Source organism: Kitasatospora sp. NPDC018058, from assembly GCF_044327205.1.
GTDB lineage: Bacteria > Actinomycetota > Actinomycetes > Streptomycetales > Streptomycetaceae > Kitasatospora.
The window spans coordinates 48,378-66,909 of sequence record NZ_JBIRFA010000029.1 but is presented as its reverse complement, the minus strand read 5'-3'; the positions used below and the strand labels follow the sequence as shown (position 1 = coordinate 66,909).

The 18,532-nt window shown below is 71.4% G+C and carries 19 protein-coding genes; 14 read left to right on the top strand and 5 right to left on the bottom strand.

Features of this window, described 5'->3' with window-relative positions:
- Window positions 1-207 precede the first annotated feature (207 nt).
- Together ACH4E7_RS32015 and ACH4E7_RS32010 are read left to right on the top strand one after the other, a co-directional pair.
- The gene (locus tag ACH4E7_RS32015) at window positions 208-444 is read left to right on the top strand and encodes a hypothetical protein (protein ID WP_396252660.1); all 237 of its coding nucleotides are present in this window, start codon (window positions 208-210) and stop codon (window positions 442-444) included.
- Window positions 445-551: 107 nt separating this feature from the next.
- Window positions 552-845 (top strand): hypothetical protein, encoded by a 294-nt coding sequence (locus ACH4E7_RS32010; RefSeq protein WP_396252659.1) that lies wholly within the window; start codon window positions 552-554, stop codon window positions 843-845.
- Window positions 846-896: 51 nt separating this feature from the next.
- Here the strand turns inward: ACH4E7_RS32010 and ACH4E7_RS32005 are convergent, their stop codons facing one another.
- Window positions 897-1,076: a hypothetical protein gene (locus tag ACH4E7_RS32005; RefSeq protein WP_396252658.1), complete on the bottom strand. Its 180-nt coding sequence runs from the start codon at window positions 1,074-1,076 to the stop codon at window positions 897-899.
- Between the two features lie 192 nt (window positions 1,077-1,268).
- On the opposite strand from ACH4E7_RS32005, the gene ACH4E7_RS32000 reads away from it, so the two are divergent.
- The 6 genes from ACH4E7_RS32000 to ACH4E7_RS31975 all read left to right on the top strand — a co-directional run bounded on the left by ACH4E7_RS32000 (window position 1,269) and on the right by ACH4E7_RS31975 (window position 7,737).
- Window positions 1,269-1,910 carry a dihydrofolate reductase family protein gene (locus tag ACH4E7_RS32000; RefSeq protein WP_396252657.1) on the top strand — a complete coding sequence of 214 codons (642 nt, stop codon included), beginning with the start codon at window positions 1,269-1,271 and terminating at the stop codon, window positions 1,908-1,910.
- A gap of 4 nt (window positions 1,911-1,914) precedes the next feature.
- Entirely contained in the window at window positions 1,915-2,757 is an 843-nt protein-coding gene (locus tag ACH4E7_RS31995; protein WP_396252656.1) for an alpha/beta fold hydrolase, read from the top strand.
- Window positions 2,758-3,020: 263 nt separating this feature from the next.
- Complete coding sequence (locus ACH4E7_RS31990; RefSeq protein WP_396252655.1) at window positions 3,021-3,365, top strand: hypothetical protein; 345 nt, start codon at window positions 3,021-3,023, stop codon at window positions 3,363-3,365.
- Window positions 3,366-3,681: 316 nt separating this feature from the next.
- On the top strand, window positions 3,682-5,889 hold the full coding sequence (locus ACH4E7_RS31985; protein WP_396252654.1) for an MMPL family transporter: 2,208 nt from the start codon (window positions 3,682-3,684) through the stop codon (window positions 5,887-5,889).
- Between the two features lie 5 nt (window positions 5,890-5,894).
- Window positions 5,895-7,082, top strand: coding sequence for a sensor histidine kinase (locus ACH4E7_RS31980; RefSeq protein WP_396252653.1), 1,188 nt, complete (start codon window positions 5,895-5,897; stop codon window positions 7,080-7,082).
- A 4-nt stretch (window positions 7,083-7,086) separates the two neighbouring features.
- Window positions 7,087-7,737, top strand: coding sequence for a response regulator (locus tag ACH4E7_RS31975; RefSeq protein WP_396252652.1), 651 nt, complete (start codon window positions 7,087-7,089; stop codon window positions 7,735-7,737).
- Between the two features lie 231 nt (window positions 7,738-7,968).
- Here the strand turns inward: ACH4E7_RS31975 and ACH4E7_RS31970 are convergent, their stop codons facing one another.
- Window positions 7,969-8,832 (bottom strand): LLM class flavin-dependent oxidoreductase, encoded by an 864-nt coding sequence (locus ACH4E7_RS31970; protein ID WP_396252651.1) that lies wholly within the window; start codon window positions 8,830-8,832, stop codon window positions 7,969-7,971.
- A 440-nt stretch (window positions 8,833-9,272) separates the two neighbouring features.
- Between ACH4E7_RS31970 and ACH4E7_RS31965 the strand changes: the two genes are divergently transcribed.
- Entirely contained in the window at window positions 9,273-10,523 is a 1,251-nt protein-coding gene (locus ACH4E7_RS31965; RefSeq protein WP_396252650.1) for an alpha/beta hydrolase family protein, read from the top strand.
- Window positions 10,524-10,577: 54 nt separating this feature from the next.
- On the opposite strand, the gene ACH4E7_RS31960 is transcribed toward ACH4E7_RS31965, so the two are convergent.
- Window positions 10,578-10,766: a hypothetical protein gene (locus tag ACH4E7_RS31960; RefSeq protein ID WP_396252649.1), complete on the bottom strand. Its 189-nt coding sequence runs from the start codon at window positions 10,764-10,766 to the stop codon at window positions 10,578-10,580.
- 240 nt (window positions 10,767-11,006) lie between these two features.
- Complete coding sequence (locus ACH4E7_RS31955) at window positions 11,007-11,354, bottom strand: hypothetical protein (RefSeq protein ID WP_396252648.1); 348 nt, start codon at window positions 11,352-11,354, stop codon at window positions 11,007-11,009.
- A gap of 33 nt (window positions 11,355-11,387) precedes the next feature.
- Here ACH4E7_RS31955 and ACH4E7_RS31950 point away from each other — a divergent pair, with 33 nt between their 5' ends.
- From ACH4E7_RS31950 to ACH4E7_RS31940, 3 genes are all read left to right on the top strand, one after another.
- Window positions 11,388-12,299, top strand: coding sequence for a multicopper oxidase family protein (locus ACH4E7_RS31950; RefSeq protein ID WP_396252647.1), 912 nt, complete (start codon window positions 11,388-11,390; stop codon window positions 12,297-12,299).
- Window positions 12,300-12,570: 271 nt separating this feature from the next.
- Window positions 12,571-13,656: a peptidoglycan-binding protein gene (locus ACH4E7_RS31945; protein WP_396252646.1), complete on the top strand. Its 1,086-nt coding sequence runs from the start codon at window positions 12,571-12,573 to the stop codon at window positions 13,654-13,656.
- A 464-nt stretch (window positions 13,657-14,120) separates the two neighbouring features.
- Window positions 14,121-14,306, top strand: a complete 186-nt coding sequence (locus ACH4E7_RS31940; protein ID WP_396252645.1) for a hypothetical protein — start codon at window positions 14,121-14,123, stop codon at window positions 14,304-14,306.
- Window positions 14,307-14,334: 28 nt separating this feature from the next.
- Here ACH4E7_RS31940 and ACH4E7_RS31935 read toward each other — a convergent pair whose 3' ends face one another.
- Window positions 14,335-16,299 carry a glycoside hydrolase family 9 protein gene (locus ACH4E7_RS31935; RefSeq protein WP_396252644.1) on the bottom strand — a complete coding sequence of 655 codons (1,965 nt, stop codon included), beginning with the start codon at window positions 16,297-16,299 and terminating at the stop codon, window positions 14,335-14,337.
- A 157-nt stretch (window positions 16,300-16,456) separates the two neighbouring features.
- Here ACH4E7_RS31935 and ACH4E7_RS31930 point away from each other — a divergent pair, with 157 nt between their 5' ends.
- Together ACH4E7_RS31930 and ACH4E7_RS31925 are read left to right on the top strand one after the other, a co-directional pair.
- Window positions 16,457-17,131 carry a winged helix-turn-helix domain-containing protein gene (locus ACH4E7_RS31930; protein WP_396252643.1) on the top strand — a complete coding sequence of 225 codons (675 nt, stop codon included), beginning with the start codon at window positions 16,457-16,459 and terminating at the stop codon, window positions 17,129-17,131.
- Entirely contained in the window at window positions 17,131-18,381 is a 1,251-nt protein-coding gene (locus ACH4E7_RS31925; protein ID WP_396252642.1) for a sensor histidine kinase, read from the top strand. Before ACH4E7_RS31930 ends, ACH4E7_RS31925 begins: the two co-directional genes overlap by 1 nt.
- The last annotated feature ends 151 nt before the right edge of the window (window positions 18,382-18,532 follow it).

Here is an 18,532-nt window from a genome sequence, read left to right as displayed (position 1 = left end):
TTCGAGCTTCCTGTCCTGCTCAGACGTCTGTAAACCGAGGTCGCGAACGGCGGCTTCGGCCCGGACTGCCACCTGTTCCCCCTGATCGGTGAGGGCCGGACCGCAGTCTCCGCGTACCGGGCCGAGTACGGCTCGGACCAAGGCGGGGTCCATCCGTCACCACACTGGCCGCGTGGCGTCCTGCCCATCCTGGACTGGGGCTGCGCGATGTACGCCGCCGTCGACTGCCTTCACCCCGACGCCCCCGTGCTGCTCTTCGAGCCCAACGCCGGACCCGAGGACTGGGCCGAAGCCTGGTACGAGGATTCCCCGTCGCTGGCCGCCTGGCTACAGGCATGGCTTTCCGGCACGGGCTGGTGGGAGGAGGACGTCATGCTCGCGGACGACGCCACCGAACCACAGCCCTGGCCGGACGCCGCCAGGCGCATCGGAGAACACTCCTGACACGCAGGGCCGTCGCTACTCCGCCGTCCGGCCCACCCGGCAACACGCGGCCCCGCCACAACGGCCCGGGGCGCCGCCCTACACGCACACGGCCCAACCACATACCAATGACCGATGAACCTGACCGACACTCACACAAGCTGACCACTCCTGACCAGCCCGCCAGAGGCGGCGACACCACCACCCACACCGCCACCGACCGCGTCATCCGCGGCACCCCGCCGTCGCTGACGATCAGCAAGACCCACACCGGGAACTTCACCCAGGGCCGGCAGGGCACGTACACGATCACCGTAGGGACCGACGGGAACGGGCCGACCGACGGCACCACGGTGACCATGCACGACACTCCCGCCGGAGCTGACCGCGGCCGGCATCAGCGGCCCCGGGTGGACCTGTGACCTGGGCACGGTGAGCTGCACCCGCAGCGACCCCCTGCCCGCCGGGACCAGCTACCCGCCGATCACCCTGACGGTCAGGATCTCCTGCCGCACCCCCACCAGGTCACCAACACCGCCACCGCCACCAGGGGCGGCGACACCACCACCCACACCGCCACCGACCCCACCACCATCAAGCACCACAGAGACGGCGAGAACGAGGGCGAGGGCGAGGGCTGCCACGACGAGCATCGCCTCACCGACCAACCGTAGAAAGCCGATCAAGAGACCGGGTCCCGGCCCCGCCGCGCGAGCGGCGGGGCCGGCCACGTTTCCGACGGCGGTCGGCGGGTACGGAAACCGGGTTCCGGCGCGGCGATGAGTTTTCCGGCCCCGACAGGTCTACATCTCGACGGGGACGACCAACACATCGGGAGCACAGACATGGGCCTCATCCACATCGAGCTGTTCGCGACCCTCGACCTCGTCGGGCAGGCGCCCGGCGGCCCCGACGAGGACCCGATGGGGTTCCCCTTCGGCGGCTGGCAGGCGCCCCTGCTGAACGAGGTCACCGGGGCGCAGATCGCCGCCGCGTACGAGGACACGGACGCCCTCCTGCTCGGCCGGCGCACGTACGAGATCTTCGCCGCCTACTGGCCGCACCAGAAGGACGGCGAGATCGCCGAGCTCTTCAACCGCGTCCCGAAGTACGTGGCCTCCCGCGGCACGCCCGACCTCCCGTGGGCCGGATCCACGCAGCTCGGCCCGGACCTGGCCGCCGCGGTGCGCGAGATCCGTGACCGGCACGAGCACGTGAAGGTCGTCGGAAGCCTGAACCTGGTGCAGACCCTCCTGCGGGAGAAGCTCTTCGACCGTCTCGACCTCTGGGTGCACCCGATCGTGCTCGGCGTCGGGAAGAAGGTGTTCGACGGTGGCGCGGTGCCCACGAACGTCACGCTCCTCGAACCGCCGGTGGCCGGTCCGCAGGGCACCGTGTACCTGCGCTACGGGCTCGCCGACGGCACGCCCAGGACGGGCGACATGAGCGCGCCCGACCGCGGTCTCGCGCACGACGACGTCCGGTGATCCGATGACCACTCTCAACGCCCATGGGATCGCCTTGGGCATCGAGTCGTTCGGTGACGACGACGCGCCACTGGTCCTGCTCGCGGGCGGGACGACGATGCTCTCCTGGTCCGACGCGCTCTGCGAGCGCCTCGCCGCCGGCGGGCGCCGTGTGGTGCGCTACGACCTGCGCGACAGCGGGGAGTCCACGACGACGGATCCGCAGGCACCCGCCTACACCCTGCGCGGCCTCGCCGCCGACGCCGCGGCCCTCGCCGGCGCGCTCGGCGGGGGGCCCGCGCACCTCGCGGGGATCGGCGTCGGCGGGATGGTCGCCCAGGTGGCCGTGCTCGACCATCCGGGCGCGTTCTCCGCGCTCACCCTGGTCGGCACCCGCGCGGTTGCCCCCGGCCCGCCCGACGACGACCTCCCCGACCATGACCAGGCGACGATGAGCCGGCTGTTCGCGCGTCCGATGCCCGATTGGACCGACCGCGAGGCGGTCGCGGATTTCGCCGCCGCCGGCGCGGAGATCCGCGGCGACGACCCCGTCGCCGCGCGCGCCATCGCCGCGCGCATCTGGGACCGCACGCCCGGCACCGCACCCCCGGTCCAGATGGCCAACCAGATGGGCATGGTGTTCGCCAGGCTGGACTGCACACCCCGCTGGCGCGAGCGCCTGCCCGAGATCGAGGTCCCCACGCTCGTCGTCCACGGCCGCCGCGACCCGTTCTTCCCCGTCGGCAACGGCGAGGCGATCGCGCGCGAGATCCCCGGGGCACGGCTGCTCGTCCTCAAGGACGCCGCCACCGCGATCCCCGACACGGCGGTCGGTGAGGTCACCGAGGCGATGCTCACGCTCGGATAGAGGACGGCGGGTGCCACACGGGTCCGGCCTCCGGGCTGGTCGGTGACGAGCAGCCCTCCAGGAGGCCCTCGCCGTCCTGGCGTCGGAAGCGGGCCTGCCCGGGCACTGAGCGGCACGCCCTCGCGGTCCTTCGCCGGGTACCGGGCACCTGACTCTGCCCGCGTACGAAGCCTCAACTGACACAATCGTCGGGGCCCGGACCGATGTCCGGGCCCCGACGGCGCTTTCGACGGGCCGGACGGACGTCTCGATCATGGGGGGCCATGGACGACAACAACGACAGCGACCCGTACCGCCGGCAGGTGCGGGGGTGCTCGGTGGTCCTGGCCGTGCTCGTGCCGATCGCACTGCTGGGGGTGCTCGGGTACCTGGTCGACGTCCATTCGACCACGCACCAGCCCGGGCTCGGGACCGAGGTGCTGATCATCACCGGTGTGGCGGCCGCCGGGGCCGTGGTCGGGGCGGGCTGGTCCTGGCTGGCGTCACGGCACACCGACCGGCTCTGGTTCTCCGCGTGGCTGGGAGCCGCCGTCACCCTGCCCTTCCTCGCCGTCTACGCCTACATTTGCGCATTCCACGCGAGGGGCGGCCTCCACATCACGTTCTAGCCAGGCAGTACGCAGGGCGTCCAGGAGCGCGGTCGACTGCGTACTGGGCCCGCCGTCGGCGCGGGCCCCGCCTGGTTGCGCAGCCAGGCGCCGGGCCGGCATCACCCGGTCGCCGGCTGGAAGGGCGGTGGTCGGCGATGAGCCGCCGGGCCAGGATGGCGATCACGATGTGGGTGACCTGGTCAGGTTGACTGCACTACGGGGGCGATCGAGCCGATAGCGGCGGCTCCGCCCCCGCCGTCCACCGACTGGTGGACCTCAGGTTCAACCGGCCGGGCGTGTCGGGATCCACCCCCGGCCGACCAGGATCTCGGATATGAGTCAACTCCCTGTGCAGATAGCCCGATGGAGCGCCCGGCACGCATGGCGCGCGATCGCCGGCTGGTTCGTGTTCGTCATCCTGTGCCTCGGCATCGCCATCGCGGTCGGCTCCCACGAAGCCACGACCGAGGACTACCGAGTCGGTGAGGCGGGGCGGGCCGAGGCGATCGCAAGCACGGGCGGCATGCAGCAGCGGCCGACCGAGCAGGTCATCATCTACGCCAGGTCCGGACCGCTGGACACCGCCGCCGCCGCTTCGGCGGCGCAGGACCTCACCGAGCAGATGCGGAAGCTTCCCGAGGTGGACAGCGTGGCGGCTCCGGTCCGCTCCAAGGACGGCCAGGTCGTCAGGGTTGCGGTGGTCCTGAACGGCCCCGAGCTGGACGGCAAGAAGAACGTCATCCCGCTCCTCGCACAGACGGCGAAGGTTCGCGACCGCCACCCGGACCTCGTCGTGGAGGAGACCGGCTCCCCCTCCATCAGCAAGGGCGTCAACGACCAGCGCGGGAAGGACCTCACGCTCTCTGAGCGTATCACCCTGCCGATCACGCTCATCACCCTACTGATCGTCTTCGGATCGGTGGTCATGGCCGGTGTGCCGCTGCTGCTCGCGCTCTCCTCGATCACAGCCGCCCTGGGGCTGTCCATGATCGCGTCCCATCTCCTGCCCGACCCCGGTGTCGGGACCAACATGATCCTGCTCATCGGCCTGGCGGTAGGCGTCGACTACACGCTCTTCTACCTCAAGCGCGAACGCGAAGAACGCTCCCGCGCCGGGGGGCGGCTCAGCTCCGAGGCCTTGGTGGAGCTGGCGGCGGCGACCGCGGGCCGGGCCATCGTGGTCTCCGGTCTCGCCGTGATCGTCTCCACCGCGACCCTGTATCTGGCCACGGACGTCATCTTCTCCTCGCTGGCGACGGGCACGATCCTGGTCGTGGCGGTCGCCGTGGCCAGCTCCCTGACCGCACTTCCCGCACTCCTGGTGAAGATCGGCCACCGGACCGAGCTCCGTGCAGCCCGTCGTGCGGCCCGCGGCAAGCCGGTCCGTACGAAGCGGGCCGAGGCCGAGACGGGCCGGGTGTTCGGCGCCCTGCTGCGGCCCGCGCAGCAGCATCCCGCCCTCACGCTGTGCGTGTCGGTGCTGGTCATGCTCGCCCTGGCGGCACCCGCGCTCGGCCTGAAGCTCGTCGACCCGGGCAAGGACACCTTCTCCCGCGACATCCCGGCCATGCAGGCCTACGACCGGTTGAACGCAGCCTTCCCGGAGCTCCTGGTGAAGCATGTGGTTGTCGCCCGCTCCACGCCGGACCGAGCGGCTGAGGTGCAGCATGCTCTGGCGGACCTCGGCCGACGGGCGCAGGCCGACCGGCTGTTCGCCAGGGACGCCGAGCCGAGGGTGCGTACGTCGCCCGACGGCAGGGTCAGCGTGCTGGAGCTGGCCGTCCCGTTCCCCGCACCCTCCCCCGAGGCGATCGAGTCACTCGACCACATCCGTACGGACTATCTGCCCGCCACGGTCGGCAGGCTGTCCGGTGTGGAGACGGGGGTGAGCGGTGACGTGGCCCGAGGCCGCGACTACGTGGCTCACGAGAACGGCAAGCTGCCGCTGGTCATCGGGTTCCTGCTGCTGGCGACCTTCGTGATGACCGTGTGGGCGTTCCGCTCGGTCGTCATCGGCCTGATCGGCGTGGCACTCAATCTGCTGTCCGCCGGCGCCTCGCTCGGCCTGCTGGTCGTGTTCTTCCAGGGGACATGGGCCGAAGACCTACTGGCCTTCCACTCCCTCGGTGCCATCGCGTCCCGGGTACCGCTGTTCCTCTTCGTGATCCTCTTCGGACTGTCGATGGACTATCAGGTGTTCGTGGTCAGCCGGATCCAGGAGGCCATGCGCAACGGGATGTCGGCTCGCGAGGCGGTACTGGACGGCATCAGCCGGTCGGCCAAGGTGGTGACCAGCGCGGCGATCGTGATGGTGACGGTGTTCGGTGCCTTCGTCGCCCTGCACCTCACCGAGATGAAGCAGATGGGCTTCTGCCTGGCGGTGGCCGTGCTGCTGGACGCCGTGGTCATCCGGCTCCTGGTCCTGCCGTCGCTCCTGCTGCTCCTCGGCGAGCGGGCGTGGTGGCCGCGGCGCCCGGTCCGTCCGGCGCGACGGGCGCATGCCGCCGGCCCTCGTCCCGGACTGCCGCAGAACATAGGCTGACGATCATGATTCAACGGCCGCAGCCGGACGACCGGTTTCGCATACGGATCCTTCGCCGGTGGTACGCAGTTTCCTGGGTGCTCCTGGGCGTGTGTCCCCCGGTCATCTCCGTACTGAACCACGGCGGGACGACGAGGTACTGGTCGTTGGCGCTGCTGGCGGTGATAGCCCTCTGCTACGCGACCGTGGCGGCCTTCCCCCGCAATCCCGTGCTGCGCCCCCACACCTTCCTGGGCGTACTCGTCCTCGCTCTGGGCGCGCTGTCCCTCCTGCGTGGCGACGGCGCGGCACTGTTCATCGTGTCACTCCCTCACTTCTGGCTCTTCGCCAGGAGCCCGCGGCACTCGATCGCCTACAGCGGCGCCGCCGCCGCGGCCACCGTTGCCGGCATCATCCGACATCAGAGCTGGCACGTGGAGGACTTCTCCACCGGCAACATCGTCTTCACCCTGATCGGCTACACGGCGAGCGTGCTGCTCGGGCTGGGGGTGGTCCGGATCGTCGAGCAGAGTGACGAGCGCGCCCGCCGTCTCGCCTCCGAGTTGGAGAGCGCCCAACGACGCCTGGCCGAGGCGCACAGGCTCCAAGGCGCCACGGAGGAGCGTGAGCGGCTCGCGCGGGAGATCCACGACACCCTCGCCCAGGGATTCGCCTCCATCATCGTGCTGGCGGAGGCGGCCCGCTCCAGCCTCGACACCGACCCCGGCAGGAGCGCCCGGCAACTGCTCTCGATCGAGAACACCGCACGCGAGAACTTCGTCGAGGCGCGGGTACTCGTCGGCTCCGCCCCGCAGAGCGGTCTCGCCCCCGGCTCGGTCGCCAGGACCCTGCGCCGGACCCTGGACCGGTTCACCGAGGACACGGGGCTCACCGTCACCGCGGACCTGCCGGACGTCGAGTGCGACCAGCCGACCCGGATCGCGCTCCTGCGCTGCACCCAGGAGTCCCTGGCCAACGTCCGCAAGCACGCGGCCGCCTCCGCGGTGGAGATCGTCCTCACTTCGTCTCCGTACGGCGTCGAACTGGAAATAACCGACGACGGCAGGGGTTTCGTGGTCGAGGACTCTCACGGCTTCGGGCTCAACGGCATGCGCAACCGCCTCGCTGAACTCGGCGGCGAACTCACCGTCACCAGCTCCCTCGGCGACGGCACCCGCGTCCTCGCCGCGATTCCCACGAACAGTCAGGTGTGACGACATGACAGCTCGAACAGAACCGGCCGAGCTCCGCATCATCGTGGTCGACGACCACACGGTCATGCGCGCCGGAGTCGTCGCCCTGCTGGCCTCGGAACCCACCATCGACATCGTCGGCGAGGGCGGCGACGGCCGCGCGGCCGTCGAACTCGTCGAGCTCCTGAAGCCGGATGTGGCACTGATCGATCTGCGGATGCCGGTCCTCGACGGAGCGAGCGCCACCGCCGAGATCGTCACCCGCCACCCGGGGACCCGGGTGCTGATCCTGACCACGTACGACACCGACGCGGAGATCGAGCGCGCAGTCGAGGCCGGCGCGATCGGCTACCTGCTCAAGGACACTACGCGTGACCAGCTCGTCGACGCCATTCGATCCGCCTCCCGCGGCGAGACCGTCCTGGCCCCGAGGGTCGCGGAGCGGCTGGTCGCCCGCATGCGGCAGCCCGCTCCGGTGGCTCTGACCACGCGGGAGGTGGACGTCCTGGGCGCGGTCGCCGACGGGTTGTCCAACGTGGAGATCGGCCGGCGGCTGGTCATCGCAGAGGCCACGGTGAAGACCCATCTCCTACGGATCTTCGCCAAGCTCGACGTCAGCGACCGCACCCACGCGGTGGTCGTAGCCCTTGAGCGCGGGCTGCTGAACAGACGTTAACCGGCCTCCGAGCAGCACGTCATCGTTGGCGTGCTGCTCGGAGGCCGAAAGCCGTTCAACACCGCCGGTCAACCGCTCCCCGACGACCGTCGGGGAGCGGTTGACCGGGCCGCGGCATCTCACGCGCCCACCGAGCACAGCGCGATAGGGCCGGACGCTGCAGGGCGCCCGTCATGGCGTGCTGGTGGGTGGGGACGGGAAACGGGCACACCCCTCTTCGAACGTGCGCGGTCAGACGACCGGCGGCCCCGCCTCGATGCGGCGAAGTACGGGGGGCAGGCGGTCCAGGTCGGGACCGGTCTGGACCTGTCGCTCGTCCCACCAGGTAGCACCGGCGTCGTGCAGCGGACCGATCACGTCCTTGGCCTTGGCCGCGTCCGGGGGTGTGGCACCGCCGAGCACGAACTCGAACGGGCGCTCGGCCGCGACCGTACGGTACTTGCGCACATAGCCGACCAGATCCCGCACCTCTGCCACTTCCGGTACATGACCATGCCGGGCCGTCTCGAAGAGCGGCACCGCGCCGTCCCACCGCGCTGCCCGCCGCATGGGCGGACGACGTGGCCAGAACCCGCCGATCCACACCGGCGGACAGGGCCGCTGCACGGTGGCGGGCAGCAACGTCACGTCCCGGACCTCATAGTGCTGGCCGTGGTGGTCCACCGCCTCGCCGGACCAGAAGCGCCTCAACAGCTCCAGTCCCTCGTCCAGCCGCTCGGCCAGGAGACGCGGCTCGGCGGTGTCGCCGAAGCTGCGGTATTCGTCCTCGATCGGACCGCCCAAGCCGGCAGCGAAGATCACCCGGCCGCCGCTGAGACGGTCCAGGGTGGCCACTTGGCGGGCGAGTTGCTGCGGACGGTAACGGGGGACCGGCGTCAGCAGGGTACCCAGTCGGATCCGGGAGGTCGCCAGCGCGGCCGCGGTCAGCAGCATCCAGGGGTCTCCGAACGGACGCCCCTGGAACTGTCGATGCAGTACGTGGTCCCAGACGAACAGCCCGTCCCAGCCGGCCTGTTCGGCGGCAGCGGCCACGGTCGCGACGTTACGGGGGTCGGCGAAGTCACCGAAGTTGGGGATGTTGATGGAGAAGCGCATCTCAGCAGGATGCGCAGCCGGCCCCGAAGGGGCAATACGCGCGCTCCATCAGGACTCCCGAACCGCAGACGAACTGACAGGACTGGCCCGTGGAGCTCCGCATCACGAGCAAGGCCTCCGACTGCTGCTCACAGCCACCACCCGGGGAATGACGGCGCGTCGCTTGCTGTGCCCGGCTCAGCGGCTGAACGTGCGGCGAACGCGGACCGGATGTCACGTCCCGCAGGTGAAGGAAGCGGCGACCGACCTCCCAACGGCGCCGGCCTTTCCATCCAGTCGTCCGATCATCCGGCCATCCGTCGGCCAGGGCCGCAGCGGACCCCGCCCGCGCCCGTTCCGCGTCAGCCCGGGGATGTAAACCCGTGGGCCAATGCGAGGTGACGGAGGATCAATCGGTGGGCTGATGCTGCCCACCCGCCCCGCGTGACAGCGTTCCGCGCATGGACACCACGCCGATGGACACCACGCCGATCGCAGGCCGTACCGGACCGAGCCGCCGCCGCATGCTGGGCGCAGCCCTCGCCCTGGGCGCCGTCGCGCCGCTGGGCCTCGCCCGCACCGCCTCGGCCGCTCCCGCTCCCACCTCCTCCGGCGGCACCGGCTCCCCCGCACGGCTCACCCTGCCCGCTCCCACCGGCCCCTTCCCGGTGGGCATGGTGCCGCTGCACCTGCGCGACGAGTCCCGACTCGACCCGAACGCCAGGCCCGGAAGGTTCCGCGAGCTGATGGCCACCGTCTGGTACCCGGCCCGGGCCGCGGACGCCGACGCGTACCCGCTCGCCCCCTGGATGACCGAGGGCGCCCTGAAGGCCTTCCTCGACGACGTCGGCTTCCCGCTCCCTCTCGCGCTCGTCCCGCTCACCGCCGGCCACCAGGGCGCGCCCGTCCACCGGACCGGCCGGCCGCTGCCCGTCGTCCTCTACTCGCACGGCGCGGGCAGCCACCGCGCCGACCACACCATCATGGTCCAGGAGTTGGCCAGCCACGGCTTCGCCGTCGTCACCGTCGACCACACCCACGACGGCATCACCGAGTTCCCGGACGGGACCGTCGTCACCCGGGACGGCGTCGCCCCGGGGCTGTCCCCGAGGGACTATGCCACCGACCTGCTCTTCCTGCTCGAACGCGTCATCGACCTCGCCAACGGATGCAATCCCGACGTCGACGGCCGCACCCTGCCGGCCGGCCTGCTCGGCGGCCTGGACGCACGGAACATCGGTGTTTCCGGCTGGTCCAAGGGCGGCACCGCCGCCGCCCTCGCCATGGTCGCCGACCAGCGCATCCGCGCCGGCCTCACCCTGGACGGCCGGATGGAGTCGAACCCCGCCATCACCACCGACATCGACCGGCCGTTCATGATGATGACCGCCGCCTACACCCGGGCCGCCAGCCCGTTCGTCGAGACCTTCTGGGGCCACCTGCGCGGCTGGCGCCTCGACGTCCAGGCCACCGGCGCCGTGCACGCCTCGTACGGCGACGACATGACGCTGATCCCCCAGGCGGGCAGGCTGCTCGGCATGACCGAGCAGCAGATCCAGTCCCAGGTCGGCACCCTCGACCCCGACCGCGGTGTCCTCATCCAACAGGCCTACCCGCGCGCCTTCTTCGACCTCCACCTGCGCAACCGGCACTGCGGCAACCTGCTCGACGGACCGTCGAAGGCCTTCCCGGAGGTCGTGTACCACCCGTAGGCCCGGTACGGCGGCGGGCGGCCGCCACGGGGGTGCGGCCGCCCGCCGCTGTGCTCAGGCTGGCCAGACTGGCATCAGCTCCGCGTTGGCGCAGCAGGATGCGTCCTCGCTTTCGACGATCCGTAGGCAGTGCTCGCACATCCAGTCCGGGTCCCCGCGTTCCGGTTCCACCGTGGCAACCGTGTTGTCCCGGACGATCAGCTGCCACTCGTCTCCCTCCTCCTCGCCCACGGCGTCGATCACGCCGTTGAGGACGTGGTCGAAGGTGAAGTGCTCGAACCCGGGATGGCCCTGGGCCGCGGCGCCGGACTTGAGGAAGTGGTCGGATCACCTTAGGGGCCAGTGCCGACAGCCATTGGGGACGCGTGTGGGCCTGGACGAGAAGACCGTGAGGGATGTCTTGGAGGGTGTGATGCCGTGGCTGGCTCCGGCCGGCTCCGGCCGGCTTGGCGCTGACGACGGATCAGGCGCCGGAGGGCGCCCTCAGCCGAAGTTCTGGATCACCACACTGCATGCCAGGCCACACATCACGCTCACGGCGGATGCGACGAAGCGCCATGGAGCCCAGCGCATCCGGGGCGGCAGGACCCAGGCAGCCGCGATGAGCACCAACTGCGCGCCCATCAGGCCGTAGGCGGCGTCGTACTGCAGGCCCCAGTCCCGCCCACAGGCACCCCGTGGCATGCACTGGTCGACCTCGACCGCGCGCACCAGGCCGAAGTACCAGTAGAGGATCTGGCAGAGCGGCAGCAGAACCGTCGCGACGAGCGGAAACTTCCACGCGTCGCGGTCGTACGATGGCGATGCGGATCCGGCCGGGATGTTGTCCATAGACCGATTCCACCGTGCCGAACCGGACCACACATGAGCGCGACTACCCAGTCGAGGCGGTTCAGGTACCCAGGTATCCTTGGCCACCCAGCGCGGCGGCGGCCACGGCTCCGGCCTGGAGCGTGGCCGGATGCCCTACGCCAGCCGGGTCTTGGACACCGCGCTCGGGGCTACCGCTACGCGGGCGTCGCGGCATCGGCGGAGGCACCACAATCCTCTCGCAAGCCGGGCAGCCGGGTGAGACTGCGGCTCATCAACGCCGGCGCCGACACCGCGTTCCTGGTCGCTCTTGGCGACCACCGCATGCAGGTGGTCCAGACGGACGGAACACCCGTCGAGCCCGTGGAGGCGGACTGCGTGCTCCTCGGTATGGGAGAGCGCTACGACGTCATCATCACGCTCAAGGACGGGGTCTTCCCCCTTGTCGCCCTCGCCGAAGGCAAGAGCGACAACGCGTTCGCCGTGGTACGGACCTCGTCCGGCTCGACACCACCGCCCACCACACGCCCCGCGCAGCTCACCGGCACCGTGGTGGGAGGCCGGAACGTGGCGTCCCTGACCGCCGCCCAGGGCCACCGACTCACGGCCCGTACGGTCGACCAGGACATCCCCATCGCCCTCACCGGCTCGATGGCCGGATACCAATGGAGCTTGGACCAGCTGGCGTACAACCCCAAGGTGCCCCTGGCGGTCATGACATCCGGCCAACGCGTGCGGCTGAGCTACACCAACACCACGATGATGTGGCACCCGATGCACTTCCACGGCCACAGCTTCGCCGTCGGAGGCCCGAACGGCCCCCGGAAGGACACCGTCATGGTGCTTCCCGGACAGACGGTCACCTGCGAGTTCGACACGGACAATCCCGGCCAGTGGGTCACCCACTGCCACAACGCCTATCACGAGGAGGCCGGGATGATCGGGGTCCTGGCCTATCGGGCCTGACCTCGACCTGGCCACCGGCCACCGGCCACCACCGCGTCCCCACCCCGCCCGGCACCGCCGACCGCGTGCCGCAGAGCGAGGATCAGGTCCAGTGGTTCCAGACCCTCGTCCACGTGCCGCCGGACGGCATCGTCGGCCCAGCGGCTCGGGGTTGTTCGAGTGGAACGTGCTCCAGCGGACCGTCTGGATCTGCCCGTCGAGCACATCGAGCGCCAGAGGGTGAAGCACCCTGTCCTGTCTGACGAACCATCATGAACCTGGAGAACCTCCTGTGAGTACCCTCCTCCCCACCCGGCGCCGGTTGTCGCTGGGCCTGGCCCTGGCGGCCGTGCTGACGGGCGTCGGCGCGTACGCCGCCGCGGCCGCACCCGCCACGGCCGCGCCGAACCCGATCCCCCTCACCTCCCCGTCGTGCCCGGCCGACCTGCGGCAGGGCGAGGCCGACGGCTGCGTCACCCAGCTCCAGCTGGAGCTCAACCTGACCGGCGCCCGGATCACCGTGGACGGGCAGTTCGGGCCGGCCACCGACACGGCCGTGCGCAACTTCCAGGCCTCGCACGCCCTGACCGCCGACGGCATCGTCGGCCCGGCCACCAAGTCGGCGCTCGACGCGGCGGCATCCGCCGCCTCCGGCACCGTGGACCTGCGCACCCAGTGCGGCGACCTGCGGACCGGCGCCACCGGCCCGTGCGTCAGCACCCTGCAGACGATGCTGAACAAGTTCAACGCGGGCCGCCTCACCGTGGACGGGCAGTTCGGCCCGGCCACCGACACGGCCGTGCGCAACTTCCAGGCCTCACACGGCCTGACCATCGACGGGGTCGTCGGCACGGGCACCAAGAACGCCCTCTACGCCAGCACCCCCACCCCGCTGCCCAGCGGCCCCGTCGACCCCGCCAAGGTCCTGAACGCGGCGAAGTCCTACCTGGGCCTCCCGTACGTGTGGGGCGGCGGCCACTCGCTGCACGGCGAGGGCCCCGGCCCGTCGCTCGGCACCTGCGACGACTACCACGGCTCGACCCAGCCCTGCCCGGCCGACACCACCGTCGGCCTGGACTGTTCGGGCCTGGTCCGGGCGGCCTTCTGGTTCGGCGCCGGCATCGACCTCGCCAACGGCGGTGACACCAGCCGGCAGACCCTGGACCGGCACCTCACGCCGATCGCCGAGTCCCAGCGCCGGCCCGGCGACGTCGAGTACTTCGGGACGGACGCGCACACCACCACGCACGTCGTGCTCTACGCCGGCACGGACCCCGGCACCGGCGCGGACATGATGTACGAGGCCAAGGAGACGGGCACCAACGTCCACTACGTCGGCCTTCGCACCGGCGGCTACTGGTACCACGTCACGGCCTGACCACACCGGCGTCGCGCGGGTGACGGCAGCCGTCACCCGCATGACGTCCCCGTCAGCCGGGGCCCGGGGAACGAGGGGGGAGCGTTCCGCGGGACCCGGCCGTGGGAGGCCGGCCGCGCCGGGGGCACGGCGCGGCTGCGCTGGCCGGCGGCCCGGTGGTGCTGTGGTGGGCCGCCGTGTCGGGAATGCTAGACCCGCGCGTCAACGGTGGCCAGGGCTTTGACCTGCAATCTTTCAGTCGCGAACATGCCATCTGTGGCCGGGGCACCGGCCGGCGCCCGCCCCGCCGCCGGCCTACGGCTCGGGGTGGGGCGGATCCTCGGGAACGACGGCGGCGATCCGTACGGTCGGCAGCCACGCCGGGGCGGGCGTGTGGGCGTGCACGGCGTCGACGGCCGGGCGGCCGGGCGGCCGGTGGCGGGTCGCCCTCTCGGCCGCACGGGCGTGCGACCTACGACGGGCCGGTGTCCGACACCGTTTTCCCCGCTGACCTGCGCGAACTCCAGCACCGCTGGTACACGGCCGTGGCCGACCGGACCGCCGATGCAACCGAGGAGCACGCGCAGGCCAGGATGGCGCGGATCGACGGCAAGCCGCTCGCGGCGGACCCGGCGCAGCTGCGCCGCATCGGCCCTCCGGAGGTGCCGTGACAGGCAGGTTGTTGTGGCCCTGGTGCGGTCAGTTGGGCTTGGTGCCGACGTCCCGGGGTGTGGCGGCGAGGGTGAAGGCGAGCAGGGCGGTGGCGGTGAAGTCGTCGGCGGATTCGACGGTCTGCCAGGCGCCGACGTGGTCCATGAAGCCGCCGCCGCGGCCGTCGAAGACGGCGAAGGGGTTGTCGCCCTGGTTGGTCGGGCACGTGCGCATGGTGGGGAAGGAGTTGAGGTCCTTGAGCTTGTCCGCCGCGTTGGGGCCGTTGACGACGCCGCCGAGGAGGATGTCGCCTTCACCGTTGAGGTCGCCGGCGAGGTTGGCGGCCTGGTGTTCAGGGCAGTGCGGGAAGGTGGTTCCGGCGCCGATGACGAAGGAGGAGCCCCACGCGTTGGCGCCCAGGGCCCAGTTGCGCTGCTGGGTGGCGAACGCGTCGTAGCGGGAGTCCCCGGTCACCCGGTGGTAGAGCTGGGCGGTGGCGGCCAGGCCGAAGGTGTGGGGCACGGAGTCGAAGTCGGTGTAGACGGCGCCGGCCCTGAAGGGGTCGCGGGCCGCGCGGGCGCTGCCGTCGTCGAGCTGGCGCTTGAGGTCGGCGGCGAGTTGCTCGTGCGTCACTTCGGTGCGGGCGGGGCCGTCGTCGAGCAGGCGGGCGAGGTCGGCGTGGGCGAGGGCGCTGACGTCGCCGAGTCCGAGGGTGCCGAGGCTGTCCGAGGTGATGTACTGCTTGGCCCAGTGTCCGGCCTGCCCGGTCCAGTCGGCTGCGCGCTTGTCGTCCAGGGCCTTCGCGGCGAGGGCGAGCTCGGCGGCGCCGAATTCCATGTCGTCCTGCCAGGACGCCTCGGGGTAGAAGCCGTGGGGGAAGGCGGTGACCAGCTGGTCGCCGGGGGCGGTGTCGGCGAGGGCGTAGATGTGCGCGGCCTTCTCGAGTTCCTCGTGGGCCCGTTCGGGGTTCTCGGCGGCGTCCAGCTGGGCGGCCAGGGCGAAGGTGGCGGCGACGCGTCCGGCGAGGTTGGGGCTGATCGGCTTGCCGGGTGGTGCCGCGCGGAAGACCGGCCGGTGCTTGATCAGGTAGTCGGGGTCACCGGGCTTGACGTCGAGGGCGTCGTCGGCCTCCGGCAGGCGCCACACGTCGTGGTCGGACCTGATCTTGCCGCTGCCGTCGGCGGTGTCGCCCTTGCCGAGTCCGACCTGGACGTAGAGGGTGCGCGACTCGTCGTCCCACATCTTGTCGAGCCAGTCCAGCCCGTGGCGTGCCTCGGCGGCCAGCTCCTTCCCGCCGATGGATGTGGTGCGGTGCGCGAGCAGGAGACTCGCGGTGGAGTAGGAGGCGGTGTGGGTGAACTTGAGGAAGTCGCCGGCGTCGTTCCAGCCGCCCGAGACGTCGATCGGGCCCGAGACGCGCTTGAGGGGCGCGGTCAGCACCGTCTCGTCGTCGGCGTAGGCGGGGGTGTCGTAGACCGTGGCCCGGCGGTCCGCCAGGTGGGAGGGCCGGCGGCGCAGTTCCGTGGGGACCACGTCGGCGCCGTCGCGCTGGGCCTGGAAGAAGCGGACGTTGTCCTGGATGAGCTTGCCGAAGAGTTCGTCCGCCGCGGCGATGTGGAACGTCGGGGAGACGGCGGTGACGGGCCCGGACACCTCGACCCGGTAGTCGCCGGGCTCGGTCAGAGGGGACAGGTCCACGGTGTGGACGGCCTTGTACGTGCTGTTCCAGCCGCCGGTAAAGGAGCCGACCTTGCCCTTCAGGATCTCCTTCCCGGAGGCGTCGAGGACCCGGAAGGACGCCTTGGACGCGGAGACGGAGGTCATCAGGTAGGCCTGCTTGGCCTCGCCGGGTGTGTAGCCGACCTGGTCGACGCGCACCACCGCCTGCGGAGCGCCCGCAGCGAGGGAGTCCGCCCCCTGCGCGGACTGGACACAGTAGACCGCGAGAACGGTGGCCGCCATGCCCGCGGCGGTCACGCCGATGACGCGCTTACGCATACGAATCTTTGCCATGCCCGCAGACTGCCAGCGGGTCCATGAGGTGATCATGAGGTAGGCGCGGCACCTCCCGGCGCCGCCCGCACGAGTTCCTTCGCCGCTGCGGGCATAACACCCCCATCACGATCACCCCGGCGTTCGTGTTCTTCTCGACCCAGTAGGCTCGCCCGCCATGCGCGTACTTGTCCTCGAGGACGACCCCGAACTCGGCCCCGTGATCACCCGCGGTCTACGTGAGGCGGGCTTCGCCGTCGACTTCGCCGGCTCTCTCGCCGACGCCGATGTCAAGCTCGCGGTCAACACCTACGACTGCCTGGTCGCCGATCGCACCCTCCCCGACGGGGACGCGCTCACGCTCCTCACCGCCCAACGCAAGGCGGGCTCCACCCTGCCGGTCCTGCTGCTCACCGCCCTCGACGCGGTCAGCGACCGCGTGGCCGGCTTCGAGCACGGCGCCGACGACTACCTCGTCAAGCCCTTCGCCTTCGCCGAGCTCAACGCCCGCGTCCGCACCCTGTGCCGTCGCGGTCAGCCCGCGCGACTGCCCGAACTGCGCGTCGGCGGCCTGGAGCTCGACCTGCCACGCCGCAGGGTGCGGCGCGACGGCGTCCTGCTCACCCTCACCGCGAAGGAGTTCTCGGTCCTGGAGGTCCTGATGCTCCGTTCCGGAGAGGTGGTCACCCGCACCGACCTCATCGAACGCTGCTGGGACGAGCAGACCGAACCGCTCTCCAACGTGGTCGACGTCCTCATAGGCCAGCTGCGCCGCAAGCTGGGCCCACCCGAGCTCATCCTGACCGTGCGCGGCGTCGGCTACCGGCTCGCCGACCCCGCCACGGACCTGTGATGCCGCCCAGTCCCGCCGTCGCACGCCTGCACCGCGTCCGGTGGGCGATGACCCTGCTCTTCGCCGCGACGACCGCCGTCTGCCTGTTGGTCCTCGCTGTCCTCGCCGTCCGCACCGACGCTCGCTCCCGGACGAACGATCTCGACAACGACGTCAGCCACCGGGCGGACGGCCTGGCCCGCACGCTGTACTACGACGGCGGCGTCCTGCACCTCGACGCGCTGTCCGAGGACGACCTGGCCCGTAGCGCCGAAGTGCTCGGCGTCCTCGAGGCACCCGCCCGGGGCCGGCCGCAGATCCGCTACGCCCACACCTCCCCGGCCGCGCTGCCCGACCAGGCCGGGCTGGACGACATCTGGCAGCAGGTCCAGCACGATCAGGAGACCGTCCTGGTCAGCACCGAGGCCGGCGGCCGGGAGATCCAGTGGGCCGCCGCCCCCGTTTGGGACAACGACAGGATCGGCGCCGCCGTGCTGGTCGGAGCCGATCCCATCCGGAGTCAGACGGCCCACAACCGGCTCATCCGCTGGCTGGCCCTGGGCTGCGCGGCCCTGGTGCTGGCCGCCGCCGCCGTGGGACACCTCCTGTCCGGACGGGCCATGCGACCCGCGCTGCGCGGACTCGAACAGCAGGAGCAGTTCCTCGCCGAGGCCGCGCACGAACTCCGCACCCCGCTGGCCACCCTGCGCCTCGTGGTCGAAAGCGGCAGCACCTCGCCCACCCGGGCACCCGCCGCCCTCGACGAAGCGGTCCGCCTCATCGACCGCCTGGGCCGGCTGGTCACCGGGCTGCTGGCCCGGGCCCGGGTCGAGGCCGGCACCCAGGAGGTCGAGCTCACCCTGCTGCGGCTCGACCAGCTGGTCGAGCAGACCGTCGAGGAACTGCCGGACAGCGCCGGCGTCGCCGTCACCACCGAGGCCGCCATCGTCAACGGCGACCCCGAACTGCTCGCCCAGGCGGTCCGCAACCTCGTGGAGAACGCGCTGCGGCACGGCGGCGGCACCCCGGTCGACGTGAACGTCACCGCCGGCCGCATCGCCGTACGAGACCACGGCCCCGGCGTACCCGCCGAGGACCGTACCCGGGTCTTCGAACGCCGCGTCACCGGAACGGCGAGCACCGGCACCGGCACCGGCCTCGCCATCGTCCGCTGGGTGGCCGAACTCCACGGCGGCACCGCCCGGCTCTCCCCCGCCCCCGGCGGCGGCCTGCTCGCAGAACTCCTACTGCCCCCACACACCACTGGCTGACGCACCCCGGCGAAGCTCGCCGCGGGACCACCCGCCCGCGAAGCCGCCGCATCCGATGACCGCACTCGGCGGACGCAGACGGGCAGGTGGCTGTCCGGCACGGAGGGCGAGGAGCCGATCACCTGACGCAGCGGGCCGGCTGGTGCGACTT